Consider the following 23,017-nt stretch of genomic DNA (forward strand, 5'->3'; position numbering starts at 1 on the left):
CATAAAGCCCGTGAAGGCATGAAGCTCGTGTGTCTGAGATACACGGGCTCAGAGAGAATTCGCCCGAGTCGACGAGCGTTGCCGACAGGGCGCGTCGGCAAGAGGTTCAGTCAGGGTCATACCCTGTTCAGGAGCGGTTCAGAAAAAGCTCAGGCCGACCTGAAACAGCCGCTCGACATCGCGAATGCACTTCTTGTCCACAAGGAACATGATCACATGGTCACCGGACTCGATCACGGTGATGTCATGGGCGATAAGCACCTGTTCGTCGCGGATCACTGCGCCGATTGCCGTGCCGGTCGGCAGGTTGATGTCCTTGATGGCGCGGCCGACGACCTTGCTGGATTTCGAGTCGCCGTGAGCGACGATCTCGATGGCTTCGGCTGCACCGCGTCGCAGCGAATGCACGCTGACGATATCGCCGCGGCGCACGTGGGCCAGCAGCGTGCCGATGGTTGCCAGTTGCGGGCTGACCGCAACGTCGATTTCGCCACCCTGCACCAGATCGACGTACGCCGGGTTATTGATCAGCGTCATCACCTTGCGTGCGCCCAGACGCTTGGCCAGCAGCGACGACATGATGTTGGCTTCATCGTCGTTGGTCAGCGCCAGGAACAGGTCGGTGTTGCCGATGTTTTCTTCCAGCAGCAGATCGCGGTCCGATGAGCTGCCCTGCAGCACCACTGTGCTGTCCAGGTGCTCCGACAGATAGCGGCAGCGCGCCGGGCTCACTTCGATGATCTTCACCTGATAGCGGCTTTCGATGGCCTCAGCCAGGCGCTCGCCGATGTTGCCGCCACCAGCGATGACGATACGTTTGTAGTTCTCGTCCAGGCGCCTCAGCTCGCCCATCACGGCGCGAATATCAGCCTTGGCGGCGATGAAGAACACCTCGTCGTCGGCCTCGATGACCGTGTCGCCATTCGGCAGTATCGCCCGGTCGCGGCGGTAGATCGCCGCGATGCGCGTTTCGACATTCGGCATGTGCGCTCTTAGCTGGCGCAGCGGTTGACCGACCAGCGCGCCGCCGTAGTAGGCTTTGACCGCGACCAGTTGCGCTTTGCCTTCGGCGAAGTCGATCACCTGCAGCGCACCGGGGTACTCGATCAGACGCTTGATGTAGTTGGTGACGACCTGCTCCGGACTGATCAGCACGTCGACCGGGATCGCGTTTTTATCGAACAGGCCTGCGCGTGTCAGGTACGCCGCTTCACGGATGCGCGCAATCTTGGTCGGCGTGTGGAACAGCGTATGGGCCACCTGACAGGCAATCATGTTGGCTTCGTCGCTGCTGGTCACCGCGACCAGCATGTCGGCGTCGTCCGCGCCGGCCTGACGCAACACCGCCGGGTAGGAACCTTTGCCCTGCACGGTGCGGATGTCCAGGCGGTCGCCCAGATCGCGCAACCGGTCGCCGTCAGTGTCGACCACGGTGATGTCGTTGGCTTCGCCCGCCAGATGCTCGGCCAGCGTACCGCCTACCTGCCCTGCACCCAGAATGATGATTTTCACGCGCTTACTCCCGCGCCGCCGCGATCTTGATCAGTTTGGCGTAGTAGAAACCGTCGTGGCCGCCTTGCTGGGCCAGCAGCTGGCGACCATGGGCTTGCTTGATACCCGCGGGCGGCTGTCCGGCCTGCCCGGCGATGTCCAGCTCTCTGGCCCCGGAGGTGCGCGCCAGAAACGCCTCGATGACGTCGGTGTTTTCGGTCGGCAGTGTCGAGCAGGTCGCGTACACCAGCATGCCGCCTACCTGCAGCGTAGGCCACAACGCATCGAGCAGCTCGCCCTGCAAGGCCGCCAGCGCGGCGATGTCATCTGCCTGACGAGTCAGTTTGATGTCCGGATGACGACGAATCACACCGGTCGCCGAGCACGGTGCGTCGAGCAGGATGCGCTGGAACGGTTTGCCGTCCCACCACTGCGCTGTCTCGCGTGCATCGGCTGCAATCAGCTCGGCATCCAGACCCAGGCGATCGAGGTTTTCACGCACGCGCACCAGACGCTTGGCTTCCAGATCCACCGCCACCACGCCGCTCAGTTGCGGCTGCACTTCCAGCAAATGGCAGGTCTTGCCGCCCGGTGCGCAGCAGGCATCGAGTACTCGTTGCCCGGGGGCCAGCTCCAGCAGGTCGGCGGCCAGTTGCGCGGCTTCGTCCTGCACGCTGATCCAGCCTTCGGCAAAACCGGGCAGCGAGCGCACATCGCACGGCTCGGCGAGGACGATGCCGTCCTGACTGAAGGTGCACGCGCTGGCTTGCAGGCCGGCAGTGTTGAGCAGTTCGAGGTATTGATCGCGACGGTTATGGCGTCGGTTGACGCGCAAGATCATCGGCGGGTGCGCATTGTTGGCCGCGCAGATGGCTTCCCACTGTTCCGGCCAGGCGGCTTTCAGGGCTTTCTGCAGCCAGCGCGGGTGGGCCGTACGCACCACCGGGTCGTGTTCCAGCTCGATCAGCAGCGCCTCGCCATCACGTTGCGCATTGCGCAGCACGGCGTTGAGCAAACCTTTGGCCCACGGCTTTTTCAACTTGTCGGCGCAACCCACGGTTTCACCGATGGCGGCGTGGGCCGGAATGCGGCTGTAGAACAGCTGATAAAGGCCGACCAGCAACAAGGCTTCAACGTCTGCGTCGGCGGCCTTGAAGGGCTTCTGCAGCAGCTTGGCCGCCAGTGCCGACAGGCGTGGCTGCCAGCGCGCGGTGCCGAATGCCAGGTCCTGCGTCAGGCCACGATCACGCACCTCGACCTTGTCCAGTTGAGTGGGCAGCGAGCTGTTCAGCGAGGCCTTGCCGCTGAGCACGGCAGCCAGTGCCTTGGCGGCGGCCAGACGCGGGTTCATTGGCCCAGCACCGTGCCGATGGCAAACTTCTCGCGGCGGCTGTTGAACAGGTCGGTGAAGTTCAGTGGCTTGCCGCCCGGCAATTGCAGACGGGTCAGGCGCAGCGTGTTCTGCCCGCAGGCGACGATCAGGCCATCCTTGCTGGCGCCGAGAATCGTCCCCGGCGCGCCCTGCCCTTCGGCCACATCGGCGGCCAGGACTTTCAGGGTTTCTTCGTTCAGCGTGCTGTGGCAGATCGGCCAGGGGTTGAAGGCGCGGACCAGGCGCTCGAGCTCATCGGCCGGGAGAGTCCAGTCCAGACGCGCTTCGTCCTTGTTCAGTTTGTGCGCGTAGTTGGCCAGGCTGTCATCCTGAACCTCGCCGACCAGCGAACCGTCTGCCAGACCGCCAATGGCCTGCAACACAGCAGGCGGACCGAGTTCGGCCAGGCGATCATGCAGCGTGCCGCCCGTGTCCTGCGCGGTAATCGGGGTGACGGCCTTGAGCAGCATCGGCCCGGTGTCCAGGCCCGCTTCCATGCGCATCACGGTCACGCCGCTCTCGGCATCACCGGCCTGCACCGCGCGCTGAATCGGCGCCGCACCGCGCCAGCGCGGCAGCAGCGACGCATGGCTGTTGATGCAGCCCAGGCGCGGAATATCCAGCACCACTTGCGGCAGGATCAGGCCGTAGGCGACGACCACCATCAAATCCGGTTGCAGCGCTGCCAGTTCAGCCTGCGCAGCAGGATCGCGCAGTGTGGGCGGCTGCATGACCGGTACGTCGTGTTGCAGCGCCAGTAGCTTGACCGGGCTGGGCATCAGCTTTTGTCCACGACCGGCCGGGCGATCGGGCTGGGTGTACACGGCGACGATCTGGTGAGGGCTGTCGAGCAGGGCCTTGAGGTGTTCGGCGGCGAATTCCGGGGTGCCGGCGAAGACGATGCGCAGTGGCTCAGTCATGGAGTTCTCATTATAAAAAAAGGCCTGTTCAGGCCTTTTGGGGTAACGACGGATCAGGCGTTGAGCTTGTGCTGCTTTTCGAGCTTCTTCTTGATCCGGTCACGCTTGAGGTTGGACAGGTAATCGACGAACAGCTTGCCGTTCAGGTGATCACATTCATGCTGGATACAGATGGCGAGCAGGCCCTCGGCAACCAGTTCATAAGGCTTGCCGTCACGGTCCAGCGCCTTGACTCGGACCTTTTGCGGACGGTCGACGTTCTCGTAGAAACCGGGAACCGACAGGCAGCCTTCCTGATACTGATCCATTTCATCGGTCAGTTTTTCGATTTCAGGATTGATGAGGACCATCGGTTCGCTGCGGTCTTCGCTCAGGTCCATGACGACCACGCGCTTGTGGACATTGACCTGAGTCGCGGCCAGGCCGATACCTGGCGCTTCGTACATGGTTTCAAACATGTCGTCGACCAACTGGCGAATGCCTTCGTCTACCATCGCCACAGGTTTGGCGATGGTGCGCAGGCGCGAATCGGGAAATTCGAGGATGTTTAGAATGGCCATATACGTAAGAGCTGCACTGTTAAGGTAAAGTCAATGTTGGGTGCCGGGCCCGGGAGTTCAAGGCAGGCAGCCCAGGACAGGACTCTAGGGTTCGCGTGAGGCAACATGATAAAGGGATTCACCGCATGAGGAAATCACTACTCGCCCTGCTGCTCCTGACTGCCAGCGGTCTTGCGCAGGCGCAAGTGCAACTCAGGGAAGGCTATCCGCAGAGCTACACCGTTGTCGCCGGGGACACACTCTGGGACATTTCCGGCAAGTTCTTGCGTGAACCTTGGAAATGGCGCGAGATCTGGCGGGCCAATCCGCAAGTCCATGATCCCGACCTGATCTACCCCGGTGACACCCTCGCGCTGACCTGGGTCGATGGTCAGCCGCGTGTGACGCTCAATCGCGGCGAGTCGCGCGGCACCATCAAATTGTCACCGCGTGTGCGCAGTACGCCGATGGTCGAAGCCATTCCGAGCATTCCGTTGGGCGCGATCAACGCATTCCTGATCAACAATCGGATTGTCGACAGCGTCGAGCAGTTCGAAAAAGCGCCCTACATCGTTGCGGGCAATGCCGAGCGCGTGCTCAGTGGCAACGGTGATCGCGCCTACGCACGGGGCGCGCTGGACCCGGCACACAGCGTCTACGGCATCTTCCGTCAGGGCAAGACCTACACAGATCCAGAGACCAAGGAAGTACTGGGTATCAACGCCGATGATGTCGGCAGCGCCGAGGTGGTTGCCACCGAAGGTGACGTCTCGACCCTGATTCTGCAGCGCTCTACGCAGGAAGTACGTCTGGGCGATCGTTTGTTCAGCAGCGAAGAGCGGGCTATCAACTCGACGTTTTTGCCCAGCGCTCCGCAGGCGCCGATAGAAGGTTTGATTCTGGATGTGCCACGCGGCGTCACTCAGGTCAGCGTGCTGGATGTGGTCACGCTCGACAAGGGCAAACGCGACGGCCTGACCGAGGGCAACGTGCTGGCGATCTACAAGACCAGCGAAACCGTGCGCGACCGAATCACCGGAGAGCTGGTAAAAATCCCCGACGAACGGGCCGGCCTGCTGATGGTTTTCCGTACCTACGACAAGCTTAGTTACGCCTTGGTCCTGCAAGCCAACCGATCTTTGGCCATCATGGACAAGGTTCGCAACCCGTAGACGCATGTTTCAGATCTGACACGGATTTGTGTGACGAACCAGACACTTATCAAATTGTTGTCAACAGAGTTATCCACAGGTTTGTGCATCATTCGGGATGCACGATGGATCAGGGACGATCTCATGCCATTGTTCGAAAATGCCCCCTCTTCGCCCGCAGAGCTGGAAGCGCGTTTGCGCATGCACCGCTTGCCCGAGATAGGGCCGAAACGCTTTTCCAGGCTGATCGAAGCCTTCGGTTCGGCCTCGTCGGCGCTCAGTGCGCCGGCCAGCGCATGGCGTGCGCTGGGCATTCCTGGTGCCTGTGCCGAGGCGCGTCGTGACCCTTTAGTACGTGATGGCGCCAGTGCCGCACTGGCCTGGCTGGAGCGTCCGGGCCAGCATTTGCTGATGTGGGACCACCCTGGCTACCCCGCATTGCTGGCGCAGATCGCTGATCCACCGCCGCTGATCTTCATTGCCGGCGACCCTTCGATCCTCGAGCGTCCGCAGTTGGGAATGGTCGGCAGTCGTCGCGCCTCCCGACCCGGGCTGGACACCGCCAGCGCTTTTGCGCGCAGCCTTGCGGCTGCCGGTTTTGTGATCACCAGCGGTCTGGCGCGAGGTATTGACGGCGCCGCGCATCAGGGCGCATTGGATGTCGGTGGGCTTACAATCGGCGTGCTTGGCACCGGGCTCGAAAAACTTTATCCACAGCAGCATCGCGCGCTCGCCGCGCAGATGGCGGCCCAGGGCGGCGCGGTGATTTCCGAGTTCCCGCTGGACGCCGGACCGCAGGCCAGCAACTTCCCTCGGCGTAACCGAATCATCAGCGGCCTGTCGCTGGGCATACTGGTGGTCGAGGCCAGTGTCGCCAGCGGCTCGTTGATTACCGCGCGACTGGCCGCCGAGCATGGACGAGAGGTGTACGCGATACCCGGCTCGATTCATCACCCTGGCGCCAAGGGCTGTCATCAGTTGATACGTGACGGCGCGACACTGGTCGAGACCGTCGAGCACATTCTTGAAGGCCTGCAGCACTGGAAACGTGTTGCGCCCAGCGTCGATCCCGTCACGCCGGCGAAGCCTGCCCCTTGCGATCATCCACTGTTGGCGCTGCTGCACGCCGCACCGCACACCAGCGAGGGCCTGTCGGCGTCATGCGGCTGGCCGTTGCCCAAGGTATTGGCAGGCCTGACCGAGCTGGAACTGGACGGACGCATAAGCTGTGAAGCAGGACGATGGTTCGCCAGAGCGCCCTGAGGTTAAACTGCCGCCAGGATTCAGTGGAGAGACAAACAATGGTCAGCAGTTGGCGAGTGCAACAAGCCGCTCAGGATATTCGAGCCGGTGCGGTGATTGCCTACCCGACCGAGGCAGTCTGGGGGCTGGGGTGCGATCCATGGGATGAAGAAGCGGTCTATCGTCTGCTGGCGATCAAGTCACGGCCGGTGGAAAAAGGCCTGATCCTGATTGCCGACAACATTCGCCAGTTCGACTTCCTGTTCGAAGACTTCCCCGAATTGTGGCTCGACCGCATGGCCAGCACCTGGCCTGGGCCCAACACCTGGCTGGTACCGCATCAGAACCTGCTGCCCGAGTGGATCACCGGCATTCACGAAACCGTGGCGCTGCGTGTTACCGATCACCCTACGGTGCGTGAACTGTGCGCGCTGGTCGGTCCGTTGATCTCCACCTCCGCCAACCCGGCGGGTCGCCCTGCCGCGCGTTCGAGATTGCGCGTCGAGCAGTACTTCCGCGGGCAGATCGACGGGGTTCTCGGCGGCAGCCTGGGCGGCCGTCGAAACCCCAGCGTGATACGCGATATCGCAACCGCGCAGATCGTGCGCGCCGGCTGACGCTGGCGCACACAGCGCGGGTTCAGTGGTAGACGATCAAGGGATCAGAATGGTCGAGCCCGTGGTGCGCCGGGCCGACAGCTCGGTCTGCGCCTTGGCGGCGTCCTTCAGGGCGTACTGCTGAATGCCGTCGACCTTGAGCTTGCCGCTGGCGAGCATGTCGAACAGCTCGTCAGCCATGGCCTGCAGGTTCTGCGCATTGTTGGCGTAAGAGCCCAGCGTCGGGCGGGTGACATACACCGAACCCTTTTGCGCCAGAATCCCGAGATTCACGCCCGAGACCGGCCCGGACGCATTGCCGAAGCTCACCACCAGCCCGCGTGGCGCCACGCAGTCGAGCGACGTCAGCCAGGTGTCCTGGCCCACCCCGTCGTAGACCACCGGGCATTTCTTGCCGTCAGTCAGCTCCAGCACGCGCCTGGCGACGTCTTCGTGACTGTAATCGATGGTTTCCCAGGCACCCAGCGCCTTGGCGTGAGCGGCCTTCTCCGGCGAACTGACCGTGCCGATCAGTTTGGCGCCCAGCGCCTTGACCCATTGGCAGGCCAGCGAGCCCACGCCGCCCGCAGCGGCGTGAAACAGAATGATCTCGCCCGGCTTTACCTGATACGTCTGACGCAGCAGATACTGCACCGTCAGGCCCTTGAGCATCAGGGCTGCGGCCTGCTCGAAACTGATCGAGTCAGCCAGCTTCACCAGATTCGCTTCAGGCAGCACGTGCACTTCGCTATAAGCCCCCAGCGGCCCGGTGCCGTAAGCGACACGATCACCGACCTTGAAGCGCGTTACCTCGGCCCCCACCGCCTCGACCACCCCCGCCCCTTCGGCACCGAGGCCGGAAGGCAGCGGCGTCGGATACAGCCCGCTGCGGTAATAGGTATCGATGAAATTCAGGCCAATGGCCTTGTTACGCACCACCACCGCCTGCGGCCCCGGAGCCTCCGGCTCGAAATCGACATATTCAAGAACCTCGGGTCCTCCGACAGCGCTGAACTGGATACGCTTTGCCATGTGCTCTCTCCTTGATGGTTAAAACAAGCCACGAAAGCCCCCATCGGACTCCATCCCCGGACCTTCGTCAACTGCCAGCCCGCGCCGCCGATGGTATGCTACGCGCCAATTTGCCTGCGCCTCTTTTGCTGCGGGGGCTCAGCCGTTTGACGTCAGCCGTAAGGGATCCTCATGAGTACCCGTACCGAGGCCGTAAAAGCCTACCTGCTCGACCTGCAAGACCGTATCTGCACTGCGCTTGAACAGGAAGATGGCAGCGCACACTTCATGGAAGATGCCTGGACGCGTCCGGCGGGCGGCGGTGGTCGCACGCGGGTGATCGAGAATGGCACGGTCATCGAGAAAGGCGGTGTCAATTTTTCCCATGTTTTCGGCAGCAATCTGCCGCCGTCTGCCAGCGCTCATCGGCCTGAACTGGCCGGGCGTGGTTTCGAGGCGCTGGGCGTTTCGCTGGTGATACATCCGCACAACCCGCATGTGCCGACGTCCCACGCCAACGTACGCTTCTTCATTGCCGAGAAGGAAGGTGAAGAGGCCGTCTGGTGGTTCGGTGGCGGTTTCGACCTGACGCCTTATTACGGCGTCGAGGAAGACTGCGTGCACTGGCACCGGGTTGCCGAGCGCGCCTGTGCGCCCTTCGGTGAGGATGTCTACCCGCGCTACAAGGCCTGGTGCGACAGTTACTTCCACCTCAAACATCGCGATGAACCGCGCGGTATCGGTGGTCTGTTTTTCGATGACGTGAACCAGTGGGATTTCGACACCAGCTTCGCCTTCATCCGCGCCATCGGTGATGCGTTCATCAATGCGTATCTGCCGATCGTCCGGCGGCGCAAGGCAGCGGCCTATACGGTGCAGCAGCGTGAGTTTCAGGAATTTCGTCGTGGGCGCTATGTCGAGTTCAACCTGGTGTACGACCGCGGCACGTTGTTCGGTCTGCAATCGGGTGGGCGTACCGAGTCGATCCTCATGTCGCTGCCGCCGCAAGTGCGCTGGGGTTACGACTGGAAGGCCGCGCCGGGCAGCGAAGAGGCGCGCCTGACCGAGTATTTCCTGACCGATCGCGACTGGCTGGCGGAAAACTGATGGACCAGTACGTCGTCTTCGGTAATCCCATCGGCCATAGCAAGTCGCCGTTGATTCATCGCCTGTTTGCCGAGCAAACCGGGCAAACGCTGGATTACCAAACCTTGCTGGCACCGCTGGATGATTTCACCGCGTTCGCTCAGGCGTTTTTCCTGGTCGGGCGTGGCGCCAACGTCACCGTACCGTTCAAGGAAGAAGCCTGGCGCCTGGCCGACAGCCTCACCCAACGTGCGCAGCGCGCCGGGGCGGTCAACACCCTGAGCAAGCTCGTCGACGGTACTCTGCTGGGTGATAACACTGACGGTGCGGGGCTGGTACGTGATCTGACGGTCAACTGCGCGCGCAGCCTGCGTGGTCAGCGCATTCTGTTGCTGGGCGCAGGCGGTGCGGTGCGTGGCGCGCTGGAGCCGTTGCTTGCGCAACAGCCCGCTGCGTTGGTGATCGCCAATCGTACGGTCGAGAAAGCCGAGCGACTGGCGCAGGAGTTCGCCGACCTCGGGCCGGTATTCGCCAGCAGCTTCGACTGGCTTGAAGAGTCGGTGGACGTGATCATCAACGCCACCTCTGCCAGCCTGGCCGGAGAGCTGCCGCCCATTGCGCCCAGCCTGATCCAGCCGGGAGTGACCTTCTGCTACGACATGATGTACAGCAACGAGCCCACTGCTTTTTGCCGTTGGGCCACCGAGCACGGCGCGGCGCAGGCGGTGGATGGTCTGGGCATGCTGGTCGAGCAGGCGGCAGAAGCCTTCCTGTTGTGGCGCGGCGTGCGCCCGGATTCAGCGCCTGTATTGGCGGAGTTGCGCAGATTGCTGGCTGCGGGTTGATCGGCTATCTGCGGACTATCGTGCCAATGCTCCGAGTTATACACAAGTCCGCTTTTGATTCTGCCCGGAGGGCGTGGGAGCGAACTTGTTCGCTCCCACGCCCTCCGGGCAGAAGCCAAATCTACGGGCTTATCGGGACCTTTGTAGAACGCAGAGCGTCGCGGCGATGAGTTACAACTCAATCCTCAAACAGAATCGGGCACTTCTCCGCCCCTTCCAGCTTGTGCAGTTCTTCGATTACCTGCGGCCTGGCATTGCGCAGGACCAGCACTCTGCCCTGGCGGCCCAGACGTCTGGCTTCCTGATGAAGCATCTCCACGCCTGAGTAATCGATGAAGTTGATCTGCTGCGCATCGATCACCACTCGCACACCTTCGGTACGTTGCAGGCGGGTCTGCAGGTAGTGGCTGGCGCCGAAGAAGATCGATCCGCCGACCCGCAGGACCTCCTCGTCGCCCTCGCGCCACTGCTGGACGCGCGGTTGCGAGGTGCGCTTGAGGTAGAAGAACAGCGAGGCCAGTACACCGGCGTAGATCGCGGTTTGCAGCTCCAGCAACAAGGTGGCCAGACAGGTCAGCGCCATCACGAAAAACTCGGCGCGGCTGACGCGGAACAGCGCACGAATGCCTCGACGATCCACCAGCCCCCAACAGATCAGCAGAATTGAGGCGGCCATGGCCGGGATCGGAATGTGCGATATCAACGAGGCACCGGCGACCGCAAACAACGCCACCCACAACGCAGAAAACACCCCCGCCAACGGCGAGCGCGCACCTGCCTCGTAACTCAATGCCGCACGGGTAAAAGACCCGGCTGACAGGTAGCCGGAGAACAGCGAGCCGACCATGTTCGACAGCCCCTGGGCACGCACTTCCTGATTGGCATTGAGCATCTGCTGCGAACGAGCCGACAGCGAGCGGGCAATCGACAGGCTGTTGACCAGCCCGAGCATGCCCACCGCCACGGCGGTCGGCAGCAGCTTGAGGATCAGCTCGAGGTCCAGCGGCAACGGGCTGAAGGGCGGCAAATGGCCGACGAAGGCGCTGACCACACGGACATGGCCGAACATCGCCGGCCACAGCCACACCAGCAGGCTGCTCGACACCAGTGCGATCAATAGCGTCGGCCAGCGAGGCACCAGAAGCTTGAGTCCGATGCCCAGTGCCAGGGTCAACAGACCGAGCATCAGCGAAGACAGATCGACTTCATGCCGATGCTCGAGCACGGCGCTCAGGCTTTTGAGGGCGGTGGTCTGACTCGGCAGATCGATGCCCAGCAGATTGGGCATCTGCCCCAGCGCAATCACCACCGCAGCGCCCAGCGTGAAACCCAGCACCACCGAATGCGAAACGAAATTTACCAGCGCACCGAAGCGCATCATCCCCAGCAACAACTGAAACACACCGGCGATGAAGGTCAGCAGCAGGATCAACATGATGTAGTCCTGACTGGCCGGGACGGCGAGCGGACTGACACTGGCATACAGCACGATGGATATAGCCGCAGTCGGCCCGCAGATCAGGTGCCAGGAAGATCCCCACAGACAGGCCACGAGGACTGGAACAATCGCAGCGTACAGACCGTACTCAGGCGGCAGCCCGGCGATCAGTGCGTAAGCGATGGATTGCGGCAGCGCCAGAATGGCGCCACTCAGGCCCACCAGCGCATCACGCCCGACGCTGGCGCGATTCTGCTGCGGCAGCCAGGCGAGAAAGGGTAGAAATTTATGGCGATTGAGCCAGCGCATCGGTCCCTCGGGTGAATTGAACGTAGAGGACGCAAAGCGTCCAGAACGGCACGCGGAGCATGGGCACGATAGTTGGATGGCTATCGTTCCTCACGCTCCAGCGTAGGAATGCCTTGGGTGACGCTCTGCGTCACAGACCTTCGCCACGCAGCGCACTCAAGGCTTTACGCCTACAACCTGGCCTTCACCGTCGCCAGACCGTCCTTGCCGTCAACGGTCTGTACACCCTCCAGCCACTTGTCCAGCACCGCCGGGTTGGCCTTGATCCAGGCCTTCGCCGCCTCGCTGTTGCTGACCTTCTTGTTGACCACCTCGGCCATGATGCTGTTTTCCATGTCCAGGGTGAAGCTCAGATTGGTCAGCAGCTTGCCGACGTTCGGGCAGGCTTGAGCATAACCCTTGCGGGTCAGTGTAAAGACCGAGCCGGTGTCGCCGAAATATTTCTCGCCGCCCTTGAGGTAGTGCATGCCCTCGATCTGCACGTTCATCGGGTGCGGCGTCCAGCCGAGGAACACCACAAAGGCCTTTTTCTTCACGTTGCGATTGACCTCGGCAAGCATCGCGGTCTCGCTGGACTCCACCAGCTTCCATTTGCCCAGATCGAATTCGTTCTTCTTGATGATCTCCTGCAACGACAGGTTGGCAGGTGCGCCGGAACCGATGCCGTAGATCTTCTTGTCGAACTTGTCAGCGAATTTATTCAGGTCGGCAAAGTTATGCACACCCGCTTCCCAGACGTAATCCGGCACGGCCAGGGTGAATTCGGTGCCCTCCAGGTTTTTCGCCAGTTGCGTCACGTCTCCAGTGGCCACGAACTTGTCGTAAAAGCCCTGCTGCGCCGGCATCCAGTTACCCAGAAACACATCCAGCTTGCCGTCTTTCAAACCGCCATAGGCAATCGGCACGGCCAGGGTATCGACCTTGGGCTTGTAGCCCAGACCCTCGAGTACCACGCTGGTAATGGCGTTGGTGGCCGCAATGTCACTCCAGCCGGGATCGGCCATCTTCACGGTACTGCAACTGGCGTCCTCTGCCTGCGCTGCAAGGCTGCCGAGGGTCATGACCGCGACCGCAACGGCTGTGGATAACTTCTTCATTGATGTACCCCTTTGGTTTTTTTGGTGTGGGCAGGGTCAAGGTTGCGGAAAACGTGCCTTGCGCTCCAGATCGTCCAGATCAATGTGGTTGCGCATGTACTGCTGACTGGCGTCGACCAGTGGCTGGTGATCCCAACTCTTCAGCTTGCCGGTTGCCAGCGATTTGGCGACGAAGCGCCTTCTGCGCTGACTGGCGAGCACCTGTTGGTGTATCGCCGGGATGTCCCACTTGGCCCGAGCTTCGGCCAGGAAGTCAGTGAACAGCTTTTCATGGGTGGGTGACTGGCTCAGGTCCTTCTGCTCTTTCGGGTCCTTCTTCACATCGAACAGCAGGCACGGGTCCTGTTCCGAATAGATGAATTTGTACGCGCCACGACGGATCATCATCAGCGGGCTGGTGGTGCCTTCGGCCATGTACTCGCCGAAGACCTCATCGTGCCCGCCCTTGCGTTTCAAATGCGGCATCAGCGAGCGTCCGTCCAATGGCAAACCGGCGTCCAGTTTGCCTTTGGCCATTTCGACGAAGGTCGGCAGCAAGTCGGCAGTCGACACCGACGCACTGACCCGTCCCGGCTTGAATTGCCCCGGCGCGTACACCACCAGCGGCACGCGGGCGGCCATTTCGAACCAGTGCATTTTGTACCAGAGGCCCTTCTCGCCGAGCATGTCGCCGTGATCGCCGGAGAACACCACGATGGTGTCTTCCGCCAACCCGACTTCATCGAGGGTCTGCATCAGTTTGCCGACGTTGAGGTCAATGTAGCTGCACGCACCGAAGTAGGCGCGGCGAGCATCACGAATCTTGTCGGTCGGCATGGGCTTGTCCCACAGGTCGTAGACCTTGAGCAGCCGCTGCGAATGCGGGTCCAGCGCGGCCTGATTGGCGTGCGGCGGCGGCATCGGGATCTCTTCATCGGCGTACAGGTCCCAGAACGGCATGGGAATGGTGTACGGATCATGAGGATGAGTCATGGAAACGGTCAGGCAGAACGGCGCATCACCGTCCTGGCGCACGTGGTCGTACAGATACTGCTGGGACTTGAACAGCACCTCTTCATCGAAGTCCAGCTGGTTGGTACGAATGCACGGACCGGCCTGCAATACCGAAGACATGTTGTGATACCAGCTTGGCCGCACGTCCGGCTCGTCCCAGTTGACCGACCAGCCGTAGTCGGCCGGGTAGATGTCACTGGTCAGGCGTTCTTCGTAGCCGTGCAGTTGATCCGGTCCGCAGAAATGCATTTTGCCTGCCAGGGCGGTCTTGTAGCCCAGCGCACGCAGGTAATGGGCATAGGTGGGGATGTCGGCCGGGAAGTCGGCTGCGTTGTCGTACGCGCCGATCCTGCTCGGCAGCTGGCCGCTGACCAGGGTGAAGCGCGACGGTGCGCATAGCGGGCTGTTGCAATACGCCTAGTCGAACACTACGCCGTTGGCAGCCATGCGGCTCAGGTTCGGCATCAGAATCGGGGACCGGGCGTAAAACGGCAACATTGGCGCGGCCATTTGATCGGCCATGATGAACAGAATATTTTTGCGCTTCATGTAATCGCTGCGTCCCATTGTGAAAAGTTATGCGAAAGTGCCGGGTATGAGGATGGAGTCCATACGTTTCAGGGTAAAGCCCATACACAGCAATGCCTAGGATAAGCTCAGCTAATGTTTGAATCTTTCGGCGATGTGTCACTCGACCTGCTGCGTGCCTTTGAGGTCGCGGCGCGCTTGCGCAGCTTCACCGCGGCAGCCCTCGAACTGGGCACGACACAGCCCGCTGTCAGCCAGCAGATCAAGCGCCTCGAAGAGCAACTCGCTACACGCCTGTTCGACCGCATCTACCGTGGCATCGAATTGACCGACGCCGGTGAAGTGCTGTTCAGCCATGTGCAGGCCGGACTGCAATCCATCGACAGCGGATTGATAGCGATCACCGAACACCATCAGCACGAAGTGCTTCAAGTGGCGACCGACTTCGCCTTCGCCGCCTACTGGCTGATGCCGCGTCTGCACCGTTTCCACAAGGTCAACCCGGACGTAGACGTCAGCCTGGTCACCAGCGAGCGTACCCACAGCATGTTACGCGCCGACATCGACGTTGCCGTGCTGTTCGGTGACGGGCGCTTCAAACAGGGCGAAAGCCACTGGCTGTTCAGCGAAGAGGTCTTCCCGGTGTGCAGCCCGCAATTGCTCGCCGGGCGCCAGACGCCGCTGCCCAACGATGCGCTGCGCGACTTTCCACTCCTGCACCTGCGTGGCGAAAGCATCAACCACTGGTTCGACTGGGCGGGCGTATTCCGCGCGCTGGACATCCCCCAGGTCCCCGCGCCCGGCCAGTTGCGCTTCGACAACTACACCCTGCTGATCCAGGCGGCCATCGGCGGACAAGGCATCGCCATCGGCTGGCGTCACCTGGTCGACGACCTTCTCGACCAAGGCCTGCTCTGCCGCCCTATCGCCGGCGCGGCGATTTCCGGCCAGGGCTATTACGTGGTCCTGCCCCAGCGCAAACGCCGCGTGCAGATCGTTCAGCAGTTCGTGGACTGGCTGGCCAGCGAGCAGGCGTTGAGCGGTGTTTCGCTGGCGGGTAGGCCATTGCCGTCGATTGCGGTGTAATATTGCCGCGCTGAAAAGTGACCACTCGGTCCATCACCGCGCGCATATCAACAAAATGGTCACGCATACGCTTCAACCTCATGAGCTGCCTGCCATGGGCGATTGAATCGAATGCTGAAAGACCAGAATAGAGGATCATCAGAAATGCCGGATCTACTCATCGACGGTAAGACACTTCACTATTCCGACCAAGGCACCGGTCCGGTGGTATTGCTCGGTCACAGCTATCTCTGGGACAAGGCGATGTGGAGTGCACAGATTGATACGCTGGCCAGCCAGTATCGGGTGATCGTGCCGGATCTGTGGGGTCATGGCGATTCCAGCGGGTTTCCTGAGGGCACGCGCAATCTCGATGACCTGGCGCGGCATGCGCTGGCGCTGCTGGATCATTTGAATATCGAGCGTTGCAGCATCGTCGGGCTGTCGGTCGGCGGCATGTGGGGCGCAATCGCTGCGCTGCTCGCGCCAGAGCGCATCACCGGTCTGGTGCTGATGGATACCTATCTGGGCAAAGAAACCGAGGCCAAGAAAGACTACTATTTCTCGTTGCTCGACAAGCTGGAAGACGTCGGGAGCTTTCCTGAGCCGCTGCTGGATATCGTCGTACCGATCTTCTTCCGTCCCGGGATTGATCCGCAGTCGCCTGTGTACACGTCGTTTCGTGCAGCACTTGCTGGCATGAATGCCGAGCAGTTGCGTCAGTCCGTGGTACCGCTGGGAAGGATGATTTTCGGTCGTGATGACCGGCTCGGGTTGATCGAGCAACTGAATGCCGACACCACGCTGGTGATGTGTGGCGATGCAGACATCCCGCGCCCGCCCGAGGAGACGCGTGAAATGGCGAACCTGATCGGCTGCCCTTACGTGCTGGTGCCAGAGGCGGGGCATATCGCCAATCTGGAAAATCCGGATTTTGTGTCAGGGGCGCTGATGACGTTTTTGGCGCGGGTTAACCAGAAGCAGGGTTGAGCTGAGCCGCGCCTTCAGGGACGGATGCAGACCCTCCGGAGCGGCGCTACCATGCTGTAGTGCTCACTTTTATACACAGAGCCGGGAATGCAGCGCTTTCAGGCTTCTGCCCGAAGGGCGTGGGAGCGAAGCGTCGCCCGGTTCGCTTCCACAGCTTCGGCCAGAATCAAAAGCGGACTTGTGTATAACGATGAGGAATGCCTTGCGTGACGCTCCGTGTCACACGTTTGCGCGTCGCCGCGCATTCAAGGACGTCAGCACCCCATCAATTCAACACACCATCCAGAATCGCGTACACAATCCCCGAGCCCACGGCGATCAGCACGACGTCGGTGCCCAGGCGGCGCCATTCGTAGCCGTCATAATGTGGCAGGTATTGCAGCGAGCGGCTGTCCAGGCGTTTGCCGTAACCAGGTGGCAACGGACGGCCCTTGGCGATGTGTACGCCCGGCGGCAGTGGCTGGCCCCGGCCGATGACGTCGCGGTGTTGCTGGAAGGTTTCGCGTACCGGGCCGAAATCCTGCGGTGGGCGGTTGCCGCCGCGGTTGTCCTGATGCGCCTGTCTGCCTGGCTGGCTGGCCGGGCCTTTGTCGGGACCCCTGCCATTGTCATTGCCCGGTCCACGGTCATTGCCACGCTCGTTATGCCCGCCATTGTTCTGCGGCCCCGGCTGTTGAACGCCACGGTTGTCGTCCGGGCCATCACCGCGCTGATCAGGTGGTGCAGCTTGCAGCAGCGGACTGGCGCTGATCATCAAGATACCCAGTCCGGTTATAAAACGGTTTGGCAGTTTCATGGTGCTTCCTCGGCTTCACGCGATGCAGCAAAAAGGGGTTCATGACGTTGGTCATGAACCCCTTGTGTCTTGCTACATAGAGCCGCCGCTCAGGCTTTGATTCCTCTGTATCAGAAACTTTACCCTCAGCGACGAGCGCTACGTACGCCCTCGGCCAGTGCCGCGCACAGCGTCAGTACGCCGTCGATGGCGTGCTCCGGCGACTCGGCGCTGGCGATCTTGTCGACGAAGGCCGAGCCCACGACCACGCCGTCGGCCAGACGCGCAATCGCCGCGGCCTGCTCGGGTGTGCGGATACCGAAACCGACGCTGATCGGCAGATCGGTGTGGCGGCGCAAGCGAGCGATGGCCTCAGTGACGTGCTCGGTGGTGGCCGAGCCAGCACCGGTCACACCGGCAACCGACACGTAGTAGACGAACCCGGAGCTGCGCTCCAGCACGCGCGGCAGACGCGCATCGTCGGTGGTCGGCGTGGTCAGACGGATGAAGTCGATGCCGGACGCCTGTGCAGGCGTCGCCAGCTCGGCGTCGTGCTCGGGTGGCAGGTCAACGATGATCAGACCGTCAACGCCTGCTTCTTTTGCCTGCGCCACGAAGGCTTCGACGCCAAAGCGGTGGATAGGGTTGTAGTAACCCATCAGCACAATCGGCGTGGTCTGATCGTCGACACGGAATTCGCTGACCATCTGGAGGGTTTTCTGCAGGGTCTGGCCAGCGTCGAGAGCACGCAGGGTCGCCAGCTGAATCGCCACACCGTCAGCCATCGGATCGGTGAACGGCATACCCAGTTCGATCACGTCAGCACCCGCAGCAGGCAGGCCCTTCAGAACTTTAAGCGAAGTGTCGTAGCCAGGGTCACCGGCGGTGATGAAGGTGACCAGCGCCGCACGACCTTCGGTTTTAAGCTGGGCGAAACGATGTTCTAGACGGCTCATACCAGCTGCTCCTGAGTGTGTTCGGCGGCGGCCATGTGGTTCATGACGGTTTGCATGTCTTTATCACCGCGCCCGGACAGGCACACGACCATCAGGTGATCGTCGCGCAGGTTGGTCGCGCGCTTCATGGCTTCGGCCAGGGCGTGAGCGGTTTCCAGCGCCGGGATGATGCCTTCGAGCAGGCAGCACTGATGGAAAGCGTCCAGCGCTTCATCATCGGTAATGCTGACGTATTCGACGCGCTTCACTTCGTGCAGGAATGCGTGTTCCGGGCCGATGCCTGGATAGTCCAGGCCGGCAGAGATCGAGTGCGCATCAGTGATTTGTCCGTCGCCGTCCTGCAGCAGGTAGGTACGGTTGCCGTGCAGCACGCCCGGTACGCCGCCGTTCAGGCTGGCCGCGTGCTTGTCGGTGCTGACGCCGTGACCGCCCGCTTCAACGCCGATGATTTCCACGCTGGCGTCATCCAGGAACGGATGGAACAGGCCCATGGCGTTGGAACCGCCGCCGACACAGGCGACCAGGCTGTCCGGCAGACGACCTTCCTTCTCCAGCATCTGCTCTTTGGTTTCCTTGCCGATGATGGCCTGGAAATCACGGACCATCGCCGGGTAAGGGTGCGGGCCTGCCACGGTGCCGATCAGGTAGAAGGTGTCTTCAACGTTGGTCACCCAGTCACGCAGCGCTTCGTTCATCGCATCTTTCAGGGTGCCGGTGCCGGAAGTGACCGGAACGATTTCAGCGCCCAGCAGCCTCATGCGGAACACGTTGGCCTGCTGACGCTCGATGTCGGTAGCACCCATGTAGATCACACAAGGCAGGCCGAAACGTGCAGCAACGGTAGCAGTGGCAACGCCGTGCATGCCGGCGCCGGTTTCCGCGATCAGGCGTTTTTTGCCCATGCGCTTGGCCAGCAGCACTTGGCCGATGCAGTTGTTGATCTTGTGCGCGCCGGTGTGATTGAGCTCTTCGCGCTTGAAGTAGATCTTCGCGCCGCCGCAGAACTCGGTCAGGCGCTCGGCGAAGTACAGCGGGTTCGGACGGCCCACGTAATCGCGCTGAAAGTAGGCCATTTCTTTGATGAATTCCGGGTCGACCTTGGCCGCTTCGTACTCGCGGTTGAGGTCGAGCACCAGCGGCATCAGGGTTTCAGCCACGTAGCGGCCGCCGAATGAGCCGAACAGGCCGTTGGCGTCGGGGCCGCTGCGGAAATTGGTCTGGGTCATGAAGTGCTCCAGTTGCAGTATTGGGCGAATGGGTTGAGCCGTATTGGCAATGGGTCCACTTTAACCAGCGCAAGGCCGGATGAAAACCGATAAGATTGCTGCAACCTGTCAGGAAAACTCACAGATCATGAGCCGCGACCTCCCTCCCCTCAATGCATTGCGCGCCTTTGAAAGCACTGCCCGGCTTGGCAGTGTCAGTCAGGCGGCGGAACAGCTGAACGTCACACATGGCGCTGTCAGTCGCCAATTGAAAGTGCTTGAAGAGCACCTGGGTGTAAGCCTGTTCAGCAAGGACGGACGAGGCTTGAAACTCACAGATGCAGGTATTCGTCTACGCGATGTCAGCGGCGACGCGTTCGACCGGCTGCGCGGCGTGTGCGCAGAGTTGAGCAAGGGCAGCGCAGATGCGCCGTTCGTGTTGGGGTGCTCGGGCAGCCTGCTGGCGCGCTGGTTCATACCGCGCTTGAGCCGCCTGAATGCCGAGCTGCCGGACCTGCGTCTGCACCTGTCGGCGGGCGAAGGTGATCTTGATCCGCGTCGGCCAGGGCTTGATGCCCTGCTGATCTTTGCCGAGCCGCCGTGGCCTGCAGACATGCAGGTATTCGAACTGGCAAGCGAGCGGATCGGACCGGTGTTGAGCCCACGCTTCGCGCGATTCGAGCGTCTGTGCGATGCACCTGTCGAGGCGTTGCTGGAAGAATCATTGCTGCAAACCACATCGCGTCCGCAGGCGTGGCCAAGCTGGGCGCAGCAGAACGGTATCGACCCGCAGTCATTGCATTACGGGCAGGGTTTCGAGCATTTGTATTATTTGCTGGAGGCGGCCGTGGCGGGCCTTGGCATCGCGATTGCGCCGGAACCTCTGGTCATCGATGACCTGAAAGCCGGTCGCCTGGCTGCGCCTTGGGGGTTCAGTGAAACCCCGGCGCAGCTGGCGCTTTGGGTACCCAGACGTGCGGCCGATGGACGGGCGCAGCAGCTTGCTCAGTGGTTAAAAAATGAGCTGAAGCGGTCCGGGGAACCGATCAGAAACTGATCAGTTACCGCGCTTGAACAGCATGTAGGCAGCGATCAGGCCGATGGCACCTACCGCAACGCCGGCGGTGGTCCAAGGATGTTCCTGAGCGTAGTCACGAGTTGCCAGTGCGTTTTCGCGGGTTTTCTCTTTGACGTCTTCGTAGACATCGCTGAGCAGGCTGCGCGAATGGCTCAGCGCGCTTTCAGCGTTGGCTTTCAGATTCTTCAGAGTCTTGCGCGACTCGTCGGTAGCATCGGCTTTCAGGCCCTCGAGGGACTTCAGGAGGCTCTCGATTTCAGCTTCCATACTCTGCAACGAGGCTTTGCGAAGTGACGTAGTAGCCATGGTGTTTCTCCTGCAATGATGAGTGAGCGTGTTGTTTCGGACTCCGGGCTTTTTGGAAAGTGCGATGGGATTTTTGCAAAGGTCTGAACTTTTGCGCGCCTTCCCCTGACAGAAGCAGGGAGCGCGCTCTATATCGCGTCTTTTTCAGACCTCAGGAGAACTGCCATGTCGGATCATCACACGTACAAGAAAGTTGAAATCGTAGGCTCTTCCACGACCACCATCGAAGACGCCATCAACAATGCCCTGGCCGAAGCCAGCAAAAGCCTCGACCTGATGGAATGGTTCGAAGTGACTGAAACCCGCGGCCATATCGAAAACGGCAAAGTCGCGCACTTCCAGGTGACGTTGAAAGTGGGCTTCCGCATCACCAACAGCTGAGGGTGATCTGAACCTTTCGGCTGGCCGATTGCCATAACTTGCGCTACACGCAGATGTGGCCACGCGTTCGCTGTGTGAGCGTGGGGATTTCAATGGGCGCCTGTTCCGATGGCGTCTTCATTTGGCCGGACGAGAGGGATTACCCATGAAGAAGTTTTTGTTGGCTGTAGGCTTGCTGAGCATTGCAGGCACTGCCCTCGCGGCAGGCAAGCCATGTGAAGAGTTGAAAAGTGAACTCGACGCAAGACTCCAGGCGAAGGGCGTAACGTCCTACACGCTGGAAGTGGTCGAGAAAGGCAGCGCAGAGGCCGGCAAAGAAGTGGTCGGCACCTGCGAAGGCGGCACCAAGGAAATCGTTTACCAGCGCGGTTGATTGCCAACCGGGCCCGGCTCAGGCCGGTTTGCCCGGTTAATCCCGTTTGCAGGTTTCACGAACAGAATCGCCCCGGACTGTCATCCAGTCCGGGGCGATTCTGTGTGTGGCTGGTTTTTTCCGATTCGGAAAATCGCTTAGCCGTGTGCGACCTGCGCGAGGATCTCGTATGAGCGCAGTCGATCCTCATGCTCGTACATGTCGCAGGTGAAGATCAACTCATCAGCGTCTGTTTGCTCAAGCAGCACATCCAGCTTGGCGCGGATCTTGTCCGGGCCACCCACCATCGCCAGCCCGAGGAAGCTTGCTACGGCCTCACGCTCGTGCGGCAGCCACAGGCCGTCCATCGATTCGACAGGCGGACGCTGCATCAGGCTGTGCCCACGCATCAGCGCCAGAATGCGCTGATAGACCGATGTCGCCAGGTATTCGGCACGCTCGTCCGTGTCGGCTGCCGACAGGGGCACGCCGAGCATCACGTAAGGCTTGTCGAGCACTTCCGATGGCTGGAAGTGATTGCGATACACGCGAATCGCCTCGTGCATGTAACGCGGTGCAAAGTGCGAGGCGAAGGCATACGGCAAGCCGCGCATGCCTGCCAGCTGGGCGCTGAACAGGCTCGAGCCGAGCAGCCAGATCGGCACGTTGGTATTTGAACCGGGTACGGCGATCACTTTTTGATCAGGCGTGCGCGGGCCCAAGTATTCCATCAGCTCGGTGACATCATCCGGAAAGTCATCGGCACTGCCGGAGCGCTCGCGGCGCAAGGCACGCGCAGTCATCTGGTCAGAGCCCGGTGCGCGGCCCAGTCCCAGGTCGATGCGGCCGGGATACAGGCTGGCCAGGGTGCCGAACTGCTCGGCAATCACCAGCGGTGCGTGGTTAGGCAGCATGATCCCGCCCGACCCGACACGAATGGTCGACGTGCCGCCTGCCAGGTAGGCGAGCAGCACCGCGGTCGCTGAACTGGCGATGCCGTCCATGTTGTGGTGCTCGGCCACCCAGAAGCGGTTGTAACCGAGCTTTTCGACATGCTGGGCGAGGTTGAGCGAGTTGCGCAGCGATTCGGCGGGCCCTTTGTCATGGCGCACCGGCACCAGATCAAGGGTGGAAATTTTTACATCTGCCAGACGTTTCATAGGCCGGGGTAGCTCCTCGAATTGTGATGGGCCGGCTGCTGGAGCTGCCCACGATGAAACAGCAGTGCGGGCGCAAGTCCGGCTTTTCAATGGGGCAGTGTAGAAAAACCTACTGAAATGGTAGGTCTTTC

22 protein-coding genes and 1 pseudogene are annotated in these 23,017 nt (G+C 61.4%); 10 read left to right on the forward strand and 13 right to left on the reverse strand.

Going from position 1 to position 23,017, the window contains the following annotated elements; all coding sequences use genetic code 11:
- Window positions 1–138: 138 nt before the first annotated feature.
- Genes trkA through def form a run of 4 tightly spaced genes read right to left on the reverse strand, consistent with a single transcriptional unit; the run spans window position 139 to window position 4,343 of the window.
- Window positions 139–1,512 carry a Trk system potassium transporter TrkA gene (gene trkA / locus P406_RS06035; RefSeq protein WP_003413782.1) on the reverse strand — a complete coding sequence of 458 codons (1,374 nt, stop codon included), beginning with the start codon at window positions 1,510–1,512 and terminating at the stop codon, window positions 139–141.
- 4 nt (window positions 1,513–1,516) lie between these two features.
- Window positions 1,517–2,842: a 16S rRNA (cytosine(967)-C(5))-methyltransferase RsmB gene (rsmB, locus tag P406_RS06040; protein WP_003413784.1), complete on the reverse strand. Its 1,326-nt coding sequence runs from the start codon at window positions 2,840–2,842 to the stop codon at window positions 1,517–1,519.
- Window positions 2,839–3,783: a methionyl-tRNA formyltransferase gene (gene fmt / locus P406_RS06045; protein WP_046235657.1), complete on the reverse strand. Its 945-nt coding sequence runs from the start codon at window positions 3,781–3,783 to the stop codon at window positions 2,839–2,841. The genes rsmB and fmt overlap by 4 nt, the downstream gene beginning before the upstream one ends.
- Window positions 3,784–3,836: 53 nt before the next feature.
- Complete coding sequence (gene def, locus P406_RS06050; RefSeq protein ID WP_003318474.1) at window positions 3,837–4,343, reverse strand: peptide deformylase; 507 nt, start codon at window positions 4,341–4,343, stop codon at window positions 3,837–3,839.
- Window positions 4,344–4,468: 125 nt separating this feature from the next.
- Between def and P406_RS06055 the strand changes: the two genes are divergently transcribed.
- From P406_RS06055 to tsaC, 3 genes are all read left to right on the forward strand, one after another.
- On the forward strand, window positions 4,469–5,494 hold the full coding sequence (locus P406_RS06055; protein ID WP_046235658.1) for a LysM peptidoglycan-binding domain-containing protein: 1,026 nt from the start codon (window positions 4,469–4,471) through the stop codon (window positions 5,492–5,494).
- A gap of 123 nt (window positions 5,495–5,617) precedes the next feature.
- A complete protein-coding gene (gene dprA, locus P406_RS06060) occupies window positions 5,618–6,736 on the forward strand; it encodes a DNA-processing protein DprA (protein ID WP_046235659.1) in 1,119 nt (372 codons plus the stop codon).
- 38 nt (window positions 6,737–6,774) lie between these two features.
- The gene (gene tsaC, locus P406_RS06065) at window positions 6,775–7,332 is read left to right on the forward strand and encodes an L-threonylcarbamoyladenylate synthase type 1 TsaC (RefSeq protein ID WP_003340101.1); all 558 of its coding nucleotides are present in this window, start codon (window positions 6,775–6,777) and stop codon (window positions 7,330–7,332) included.
- A gap of 36 nt (window positions 7,333–7,368) precedes the next feature.
- Here the strand turns inward: tsaC and P406_RS06070 are convergent, their stop codons facing one another.
- Entirely contained in the window at window positions 7,369–8,343 is a 975-nt protein-coding gene (locus P406_RS06070) for an NADPH:quinone reductase (protein ID WP_046235660.1), read from the reverse strand.
- 171 nt (window positions 8,344–8,514) lie between these two features.
- Between P406_RS06070 and hemF the strand changes: the two genes are divergently transcribed.
- Window positions 8,515–9,429, forward strand: a complete 915-nt coding sequence (gene hemF / locus P406_RS06075) for an oxygen-dependent coproporphyrinogen oxidase (RefSeq protein ID WP_003401477.1) — start codon at window positions 8,515–8,517, stop codon at window positions 9,427–9,429.
- Entirely contained in the window at window positions 9,429–10,253 is an 825-nt protein-coding gene (gene aroE / locus P406_RS06080) for a shikimate dehydrogenase (protein ID WP_046235661.1), read from the forward strand. The genes hemF and aroE overlap by 1 nt, the downstream gene beginning before the upstream one ends.
- A gap of 178 nt (window positions 10,254–10,431) precedes the next feature.
- Here the strand turns inward: aroE and P406_RS06085 are convergent, their stop codons facing one another.
- The 3 genes and pseudogenes from P406_RS06085 to betC all read right to left on the reverse strand — a co-directional run bounded on the left by P406_RS06085 (window position 10,432) and on the right by betC (window position 14,639).
- Complete coding sequence (locus P406_RS06085; protein WP_046235662.1) at window positions 10,432–12,000, reverse strand: SulP family inorganic anion transporter; 1,569 nt, start codon at window positions 11,998–12,000, stop codon at window positions 10,432–10,434.
- Between the two features lie 170 nt (window positions 12,001–12,170).
- Window positions 12,171–13,097 (reverse strand): choline ABC transporter substrate-binding protein, encoded by a 927-nt coding sequence (locus tag P406_RS06090; protein WP_046235663.1) that lies wholly within the window; start codon window positions 13,095–13,097, stop codon window positions 12,171–12,173.
- 36 nt (window positions 13,098–13,133) lie between these two features.
- Window positions 13,134–14,639 (reverse strand): annotated as a pseudogene (gene betC / locus P406_RS06095) (choline-sulfatase).
- 114 nt (window positions 14,640–14,753) lie between these two features.
- On the opposite strand from betC, the gene P406_RS06100 reads away from it, so the two are divergent.
- A complete protein-coding gene (locus P406_RS06100) occupies window positions 14,754–15,704 on the forward strand; it encodes a choline sulfate utilization transcriptional regulator (protein ID WP_046235664.1) in 951 nt (316 codons plus the stop codon).
- Between the two features lie 144 nt (window positions 15,705–15,848).
- The gene (locus P406_RS06105) at window positions 15,849–16,673 is read left to right on the forward strand and encodes an alpha/beta fold hydrolase (protein ID WP_046235665.1); all 825 of its coding nucleotides are present in this window, start codon (window positions 15,849–15,851) and stop codon (window positions 16,671–16,673) included.
- 265 nt (window positions 16,674–16,938) lie between these two features.
- Here the strand turns inward: P406_RS06105 and P406_RS06110 are convergent, their stop codons facing one another.
- The 3 genes from P406_RS06110 to trpB all read right to left on the reverse strand — a co-directional run bounded on the left by P406_RS06110 (window position 16,939) and on the right by trpB (window position 19,630).
- Window positions 16,939–17,469 carry an anti-virulence regulator CigR family protein gene (locus P406_RS06110; protein WP_003432716.1) on the reverse strand — a complete coding sequence of 177 codons (531 nt, stop codon included), beginning with the start codon at window positions 17,467–17,469 and terminating at the stop codon, window positions 16,939–16,941.
- 125 nt (window positions 17,470–17,594) lie between these two features.
- A complete protein-coding gene (gene trpA, locus P406_RS06115; protein ID WP_003318459.1) occupies window positions 17,595–18,404 on the reverse strand; it encodes a tryptophan synthase subunit alpha in 810 nt (269 codons plus the stop codon).
- Window positions 18,401–19,630 (reverse strand): tryptophan synthase subunit beta, encoded by a 1,230-nt coding sequence (trpB, locus tag P406_RS06120; RefSeq protein ID WP_003318458.1) that lies wholly within the window; start codon window positions 19,628–19,630, stop codon window positions 18,401–18,403. The genes trpA and trpB overlap by 4 nt, the downstream gene beginning before the upstream one ends.
- Window positions 19,631–19,709: 79 nt before the next feature.
- Between trpB and P406_RS06125 the strand changes: the two genes are divergently transcribed.
- Complete coding sequence (locus tag P406_RS06125; protein WP_046235666.1) at window positions 19,710–20,666, forward strand: LysR family transcriptional regulator; 957 nt, start codon at window positions 19,710–19,712, stop codon at window positions 20,664–20,666.
- Here P406_RS06125 and P406_RS06130 read toward each other — a convergent pair whose 3' ends face one another.
- Window positions 20,667–20,993, reverse strand: a complete 327-nt coding sequence (locus P406_RS06130; RefSeq protein WP_003318456.1) for an ElaB/YgaM/YqjD family protein — start codon at window positions 20,991–20,993, stop codon at window positions 20,667–20,669. It lies immediately after the preceding gene.
- 165 nt (window positions 20,994–21,158) lie between these two features.
- On the opposite strand from P406_RS06130, the gene P406_RS06135 reads away from it, so the two are divergent.
- Both P406_RS06135 and P406_RS06140 read left to right on the forward strand, forming a co-directional pair.
- Window positions 21,159–21,374 (forward strand): dodecin, encoded by a 216-nt coding sequence (locus tag P406_RS06135; protein WP_003318455.1) that lies wholly within the window; start codon window positions 21,159–21,161, stop codon window positions 21,372–21,374.
- Between the two features lie 145 nt (window positions 21,375–21,519).
- A complete protein-coding gene (locus tag P406_RS06140) occupies window positions 21,520–21,747 on the forward strand; it encodes a DUF1161 domain-containing protein (RefSeq protein WP_046235667.1) in 228 nt (75 codons plus the stop codon).
- Between the two features lie 137 nt (window positions 21,748–21,884).
- Here the strand turns inward: P406_RS06140 and P406_RS06145 are convergent, their stop codons facing one another.
- Window positions 21,885–22,886, reverse strand: coding sequence for an LLM class flavin-dependent oxidoreductase (locus tag P406_RS06145; protein WP_046235668.1), 1,002 nt, complete (start codon window positions 22,884–22,886; stop codon window positions 21,885–21,887).
- Window positions 22,887–23,017 lie beyond the last annotated feature (131 nt).

The sequence above is a fragment of the Pseudomonas syringae pv. coryli str. NCPPB 4273 genome (genome assembly GCF_000972175.1).
Classification (GTDB): Bacteria; Pseudomonadota; Gammaproteobacteria; order Pseudomonadales; family Pseudomonadaceae; genus Aquipseudomonas; species Aquipseudomonas syringae.

What these genes read in the sequence shown, in the direction of transcription:
- aroE (WP_046235661.1), top strand. Translation starts at nt 9,429, where the DNA reads ATGGACCAGTACGTCGTCTTCGGTAATCCCATCGGCCATAGCAAGTCG.
- P406_RS06130 (WP_003318456.1), bottom strand. Translation starts at nt 20,993, where the DNA reads ATGGCTACTACGTCACTTCGCAAAGCCTCGTTGCAGAGTATGGAAGCT.
- P406_RS06070 (WP_046235660.1), bottom strand. Translation starts at nt 8,343, where the DNA reads ATGGCAAAGCGTATCCAGTTCAGCGCTGTCGGAGGACCCGAGGTTCTT.
- hemF (WP_003401477.1), top strand. Translation starts at nt 8,515, where the DNA reads ATGAGTACCCGTACCGAGGCCGTAAAAGCCTACCTGCTCGACCTGCAA.
- P406_RS06140 (WP_046235667.1), top strand. Translation starts at nt 21,520, where the DNA reads ATGAAGAAGTTTTTGTTGGCTGTAGGCTTGCTGAGCATTGCAGGCACT.
- tsaC (WP_003340101.1), top strand. Translation starts at nt 6,775, where the DNA reads ATGGTCAGCAGTTGGCGAGTGCAACAAGCCGCTCAGGATATTCGAGCC.
- P406_RS06055 (WP_046235658.1), top strand. Translation starts at nt 4,469, where the DNA reads ATGAGGAAATCACTACTCGCCCTGCTGCTCCTGACTGCCAGCGGTCTT.
- rsmB (WP_003413784.1), bottom strand. Translation starts at nt 2,842, where the DNA reads ATGAACCCGCGTCTGGCCGCCGCCAAGGCACTGGCTGCCGTGCTCAGC.
- P406_RS06125 (WP_046235666.1), top strand. Translation starts at nt 19,710, where the DNA reads ATGAAAACCGATAAGATTGCTGCAACCTGTCAGGAAAACTCACAGATC.
- P406_RS06145 (WP_046235668.1), bottom strand. Translation starts at nt 22,886, where the DNA reads ATGAAACGTCTGGCAGATGTAAAAATTTCCACCCTTGATCTGGTGCCG.
- P406_RS06085 (WP_046235662.1), bottom strand. Translation starts at nt 12,000, where the DNA reads ATGCGCTGGCTCAATCGCCATAAATTTCTACCCTTTCTCGCCTGGCTG.
- P406_RS06105 (WP_046235665.1), top strand. Translation starts at nt 15,849, where the DNA reads ATGCCGGATCTACTCATCGACGGTAAGACACTTCACTATTCCGACCAA.
- P406_RS06090 (WP_046235663.1), bottom strand. Translation starts at nt 13,097, where the DNA reads ATGAAGAAGTTATCCACAGCCGTTGCGGTCGCGGTCATGACCCTCGGC.
- P406_RS06100 (WP_046235664.1), top strand. Translation starts at nt 14,754, where the DNA reads ATGTTTGAATCTTTCGGCGATGTGTCACTCGACCTGCTGCGTGCCTTT.
- def (WP_003318474.1), bottom strand. Translation starts at nt 4,343, where the DNA reads ATGGCCATTCTAAACATCCTCGAATTTCCCGATTCGCGCCTGCGCACC.
- trpA (WP_003318459.1), bottom strand. Translation starts at nt 18,404, where the DNA reads ATGAGCCGTCTAGAACATCGTTTCGCCCAGCTTAAAACCGAAGGTCGT.
- dprA (WP_046235659.1), top strand. Translation starts at nt 5,618, where the DNA reads ATGCCATTGTTCGAAAATGCCCCCTCTTCGCCCGCAGAGCTGGAAGCG.
- P406_RS06135 (WP_003318455.1), top strand. Translation starts at nt 21,159, where the DNA reads ATGTCGGATCATCACACGTACAAGAAAGTTGAAATCGTAGGCTCTTCC.
- P406_RS06110 (WP_003432716.1), bottom strand. Translation starts at nt 17,469, where the DNA reads ATGAAACTGCCAAACCGTTTTATAACCGGACTGGGTATCTTGATGATC.
- fmt (WP_046235657.1), bottom strand. Translation starts at nt 3,783, where the DNA reads ATGACTGAGCCACTGCGCATCGTCTTCGCCGGCACCCCGGAATTCGCC.
- trpB (WP_003318458.1), bottom strand. Translation starts at nt 19,630, where the DNA reads ATGACCCAGACCAATTTCCGCAGCGGCCCCGACGCCAACGGCCTGTTC.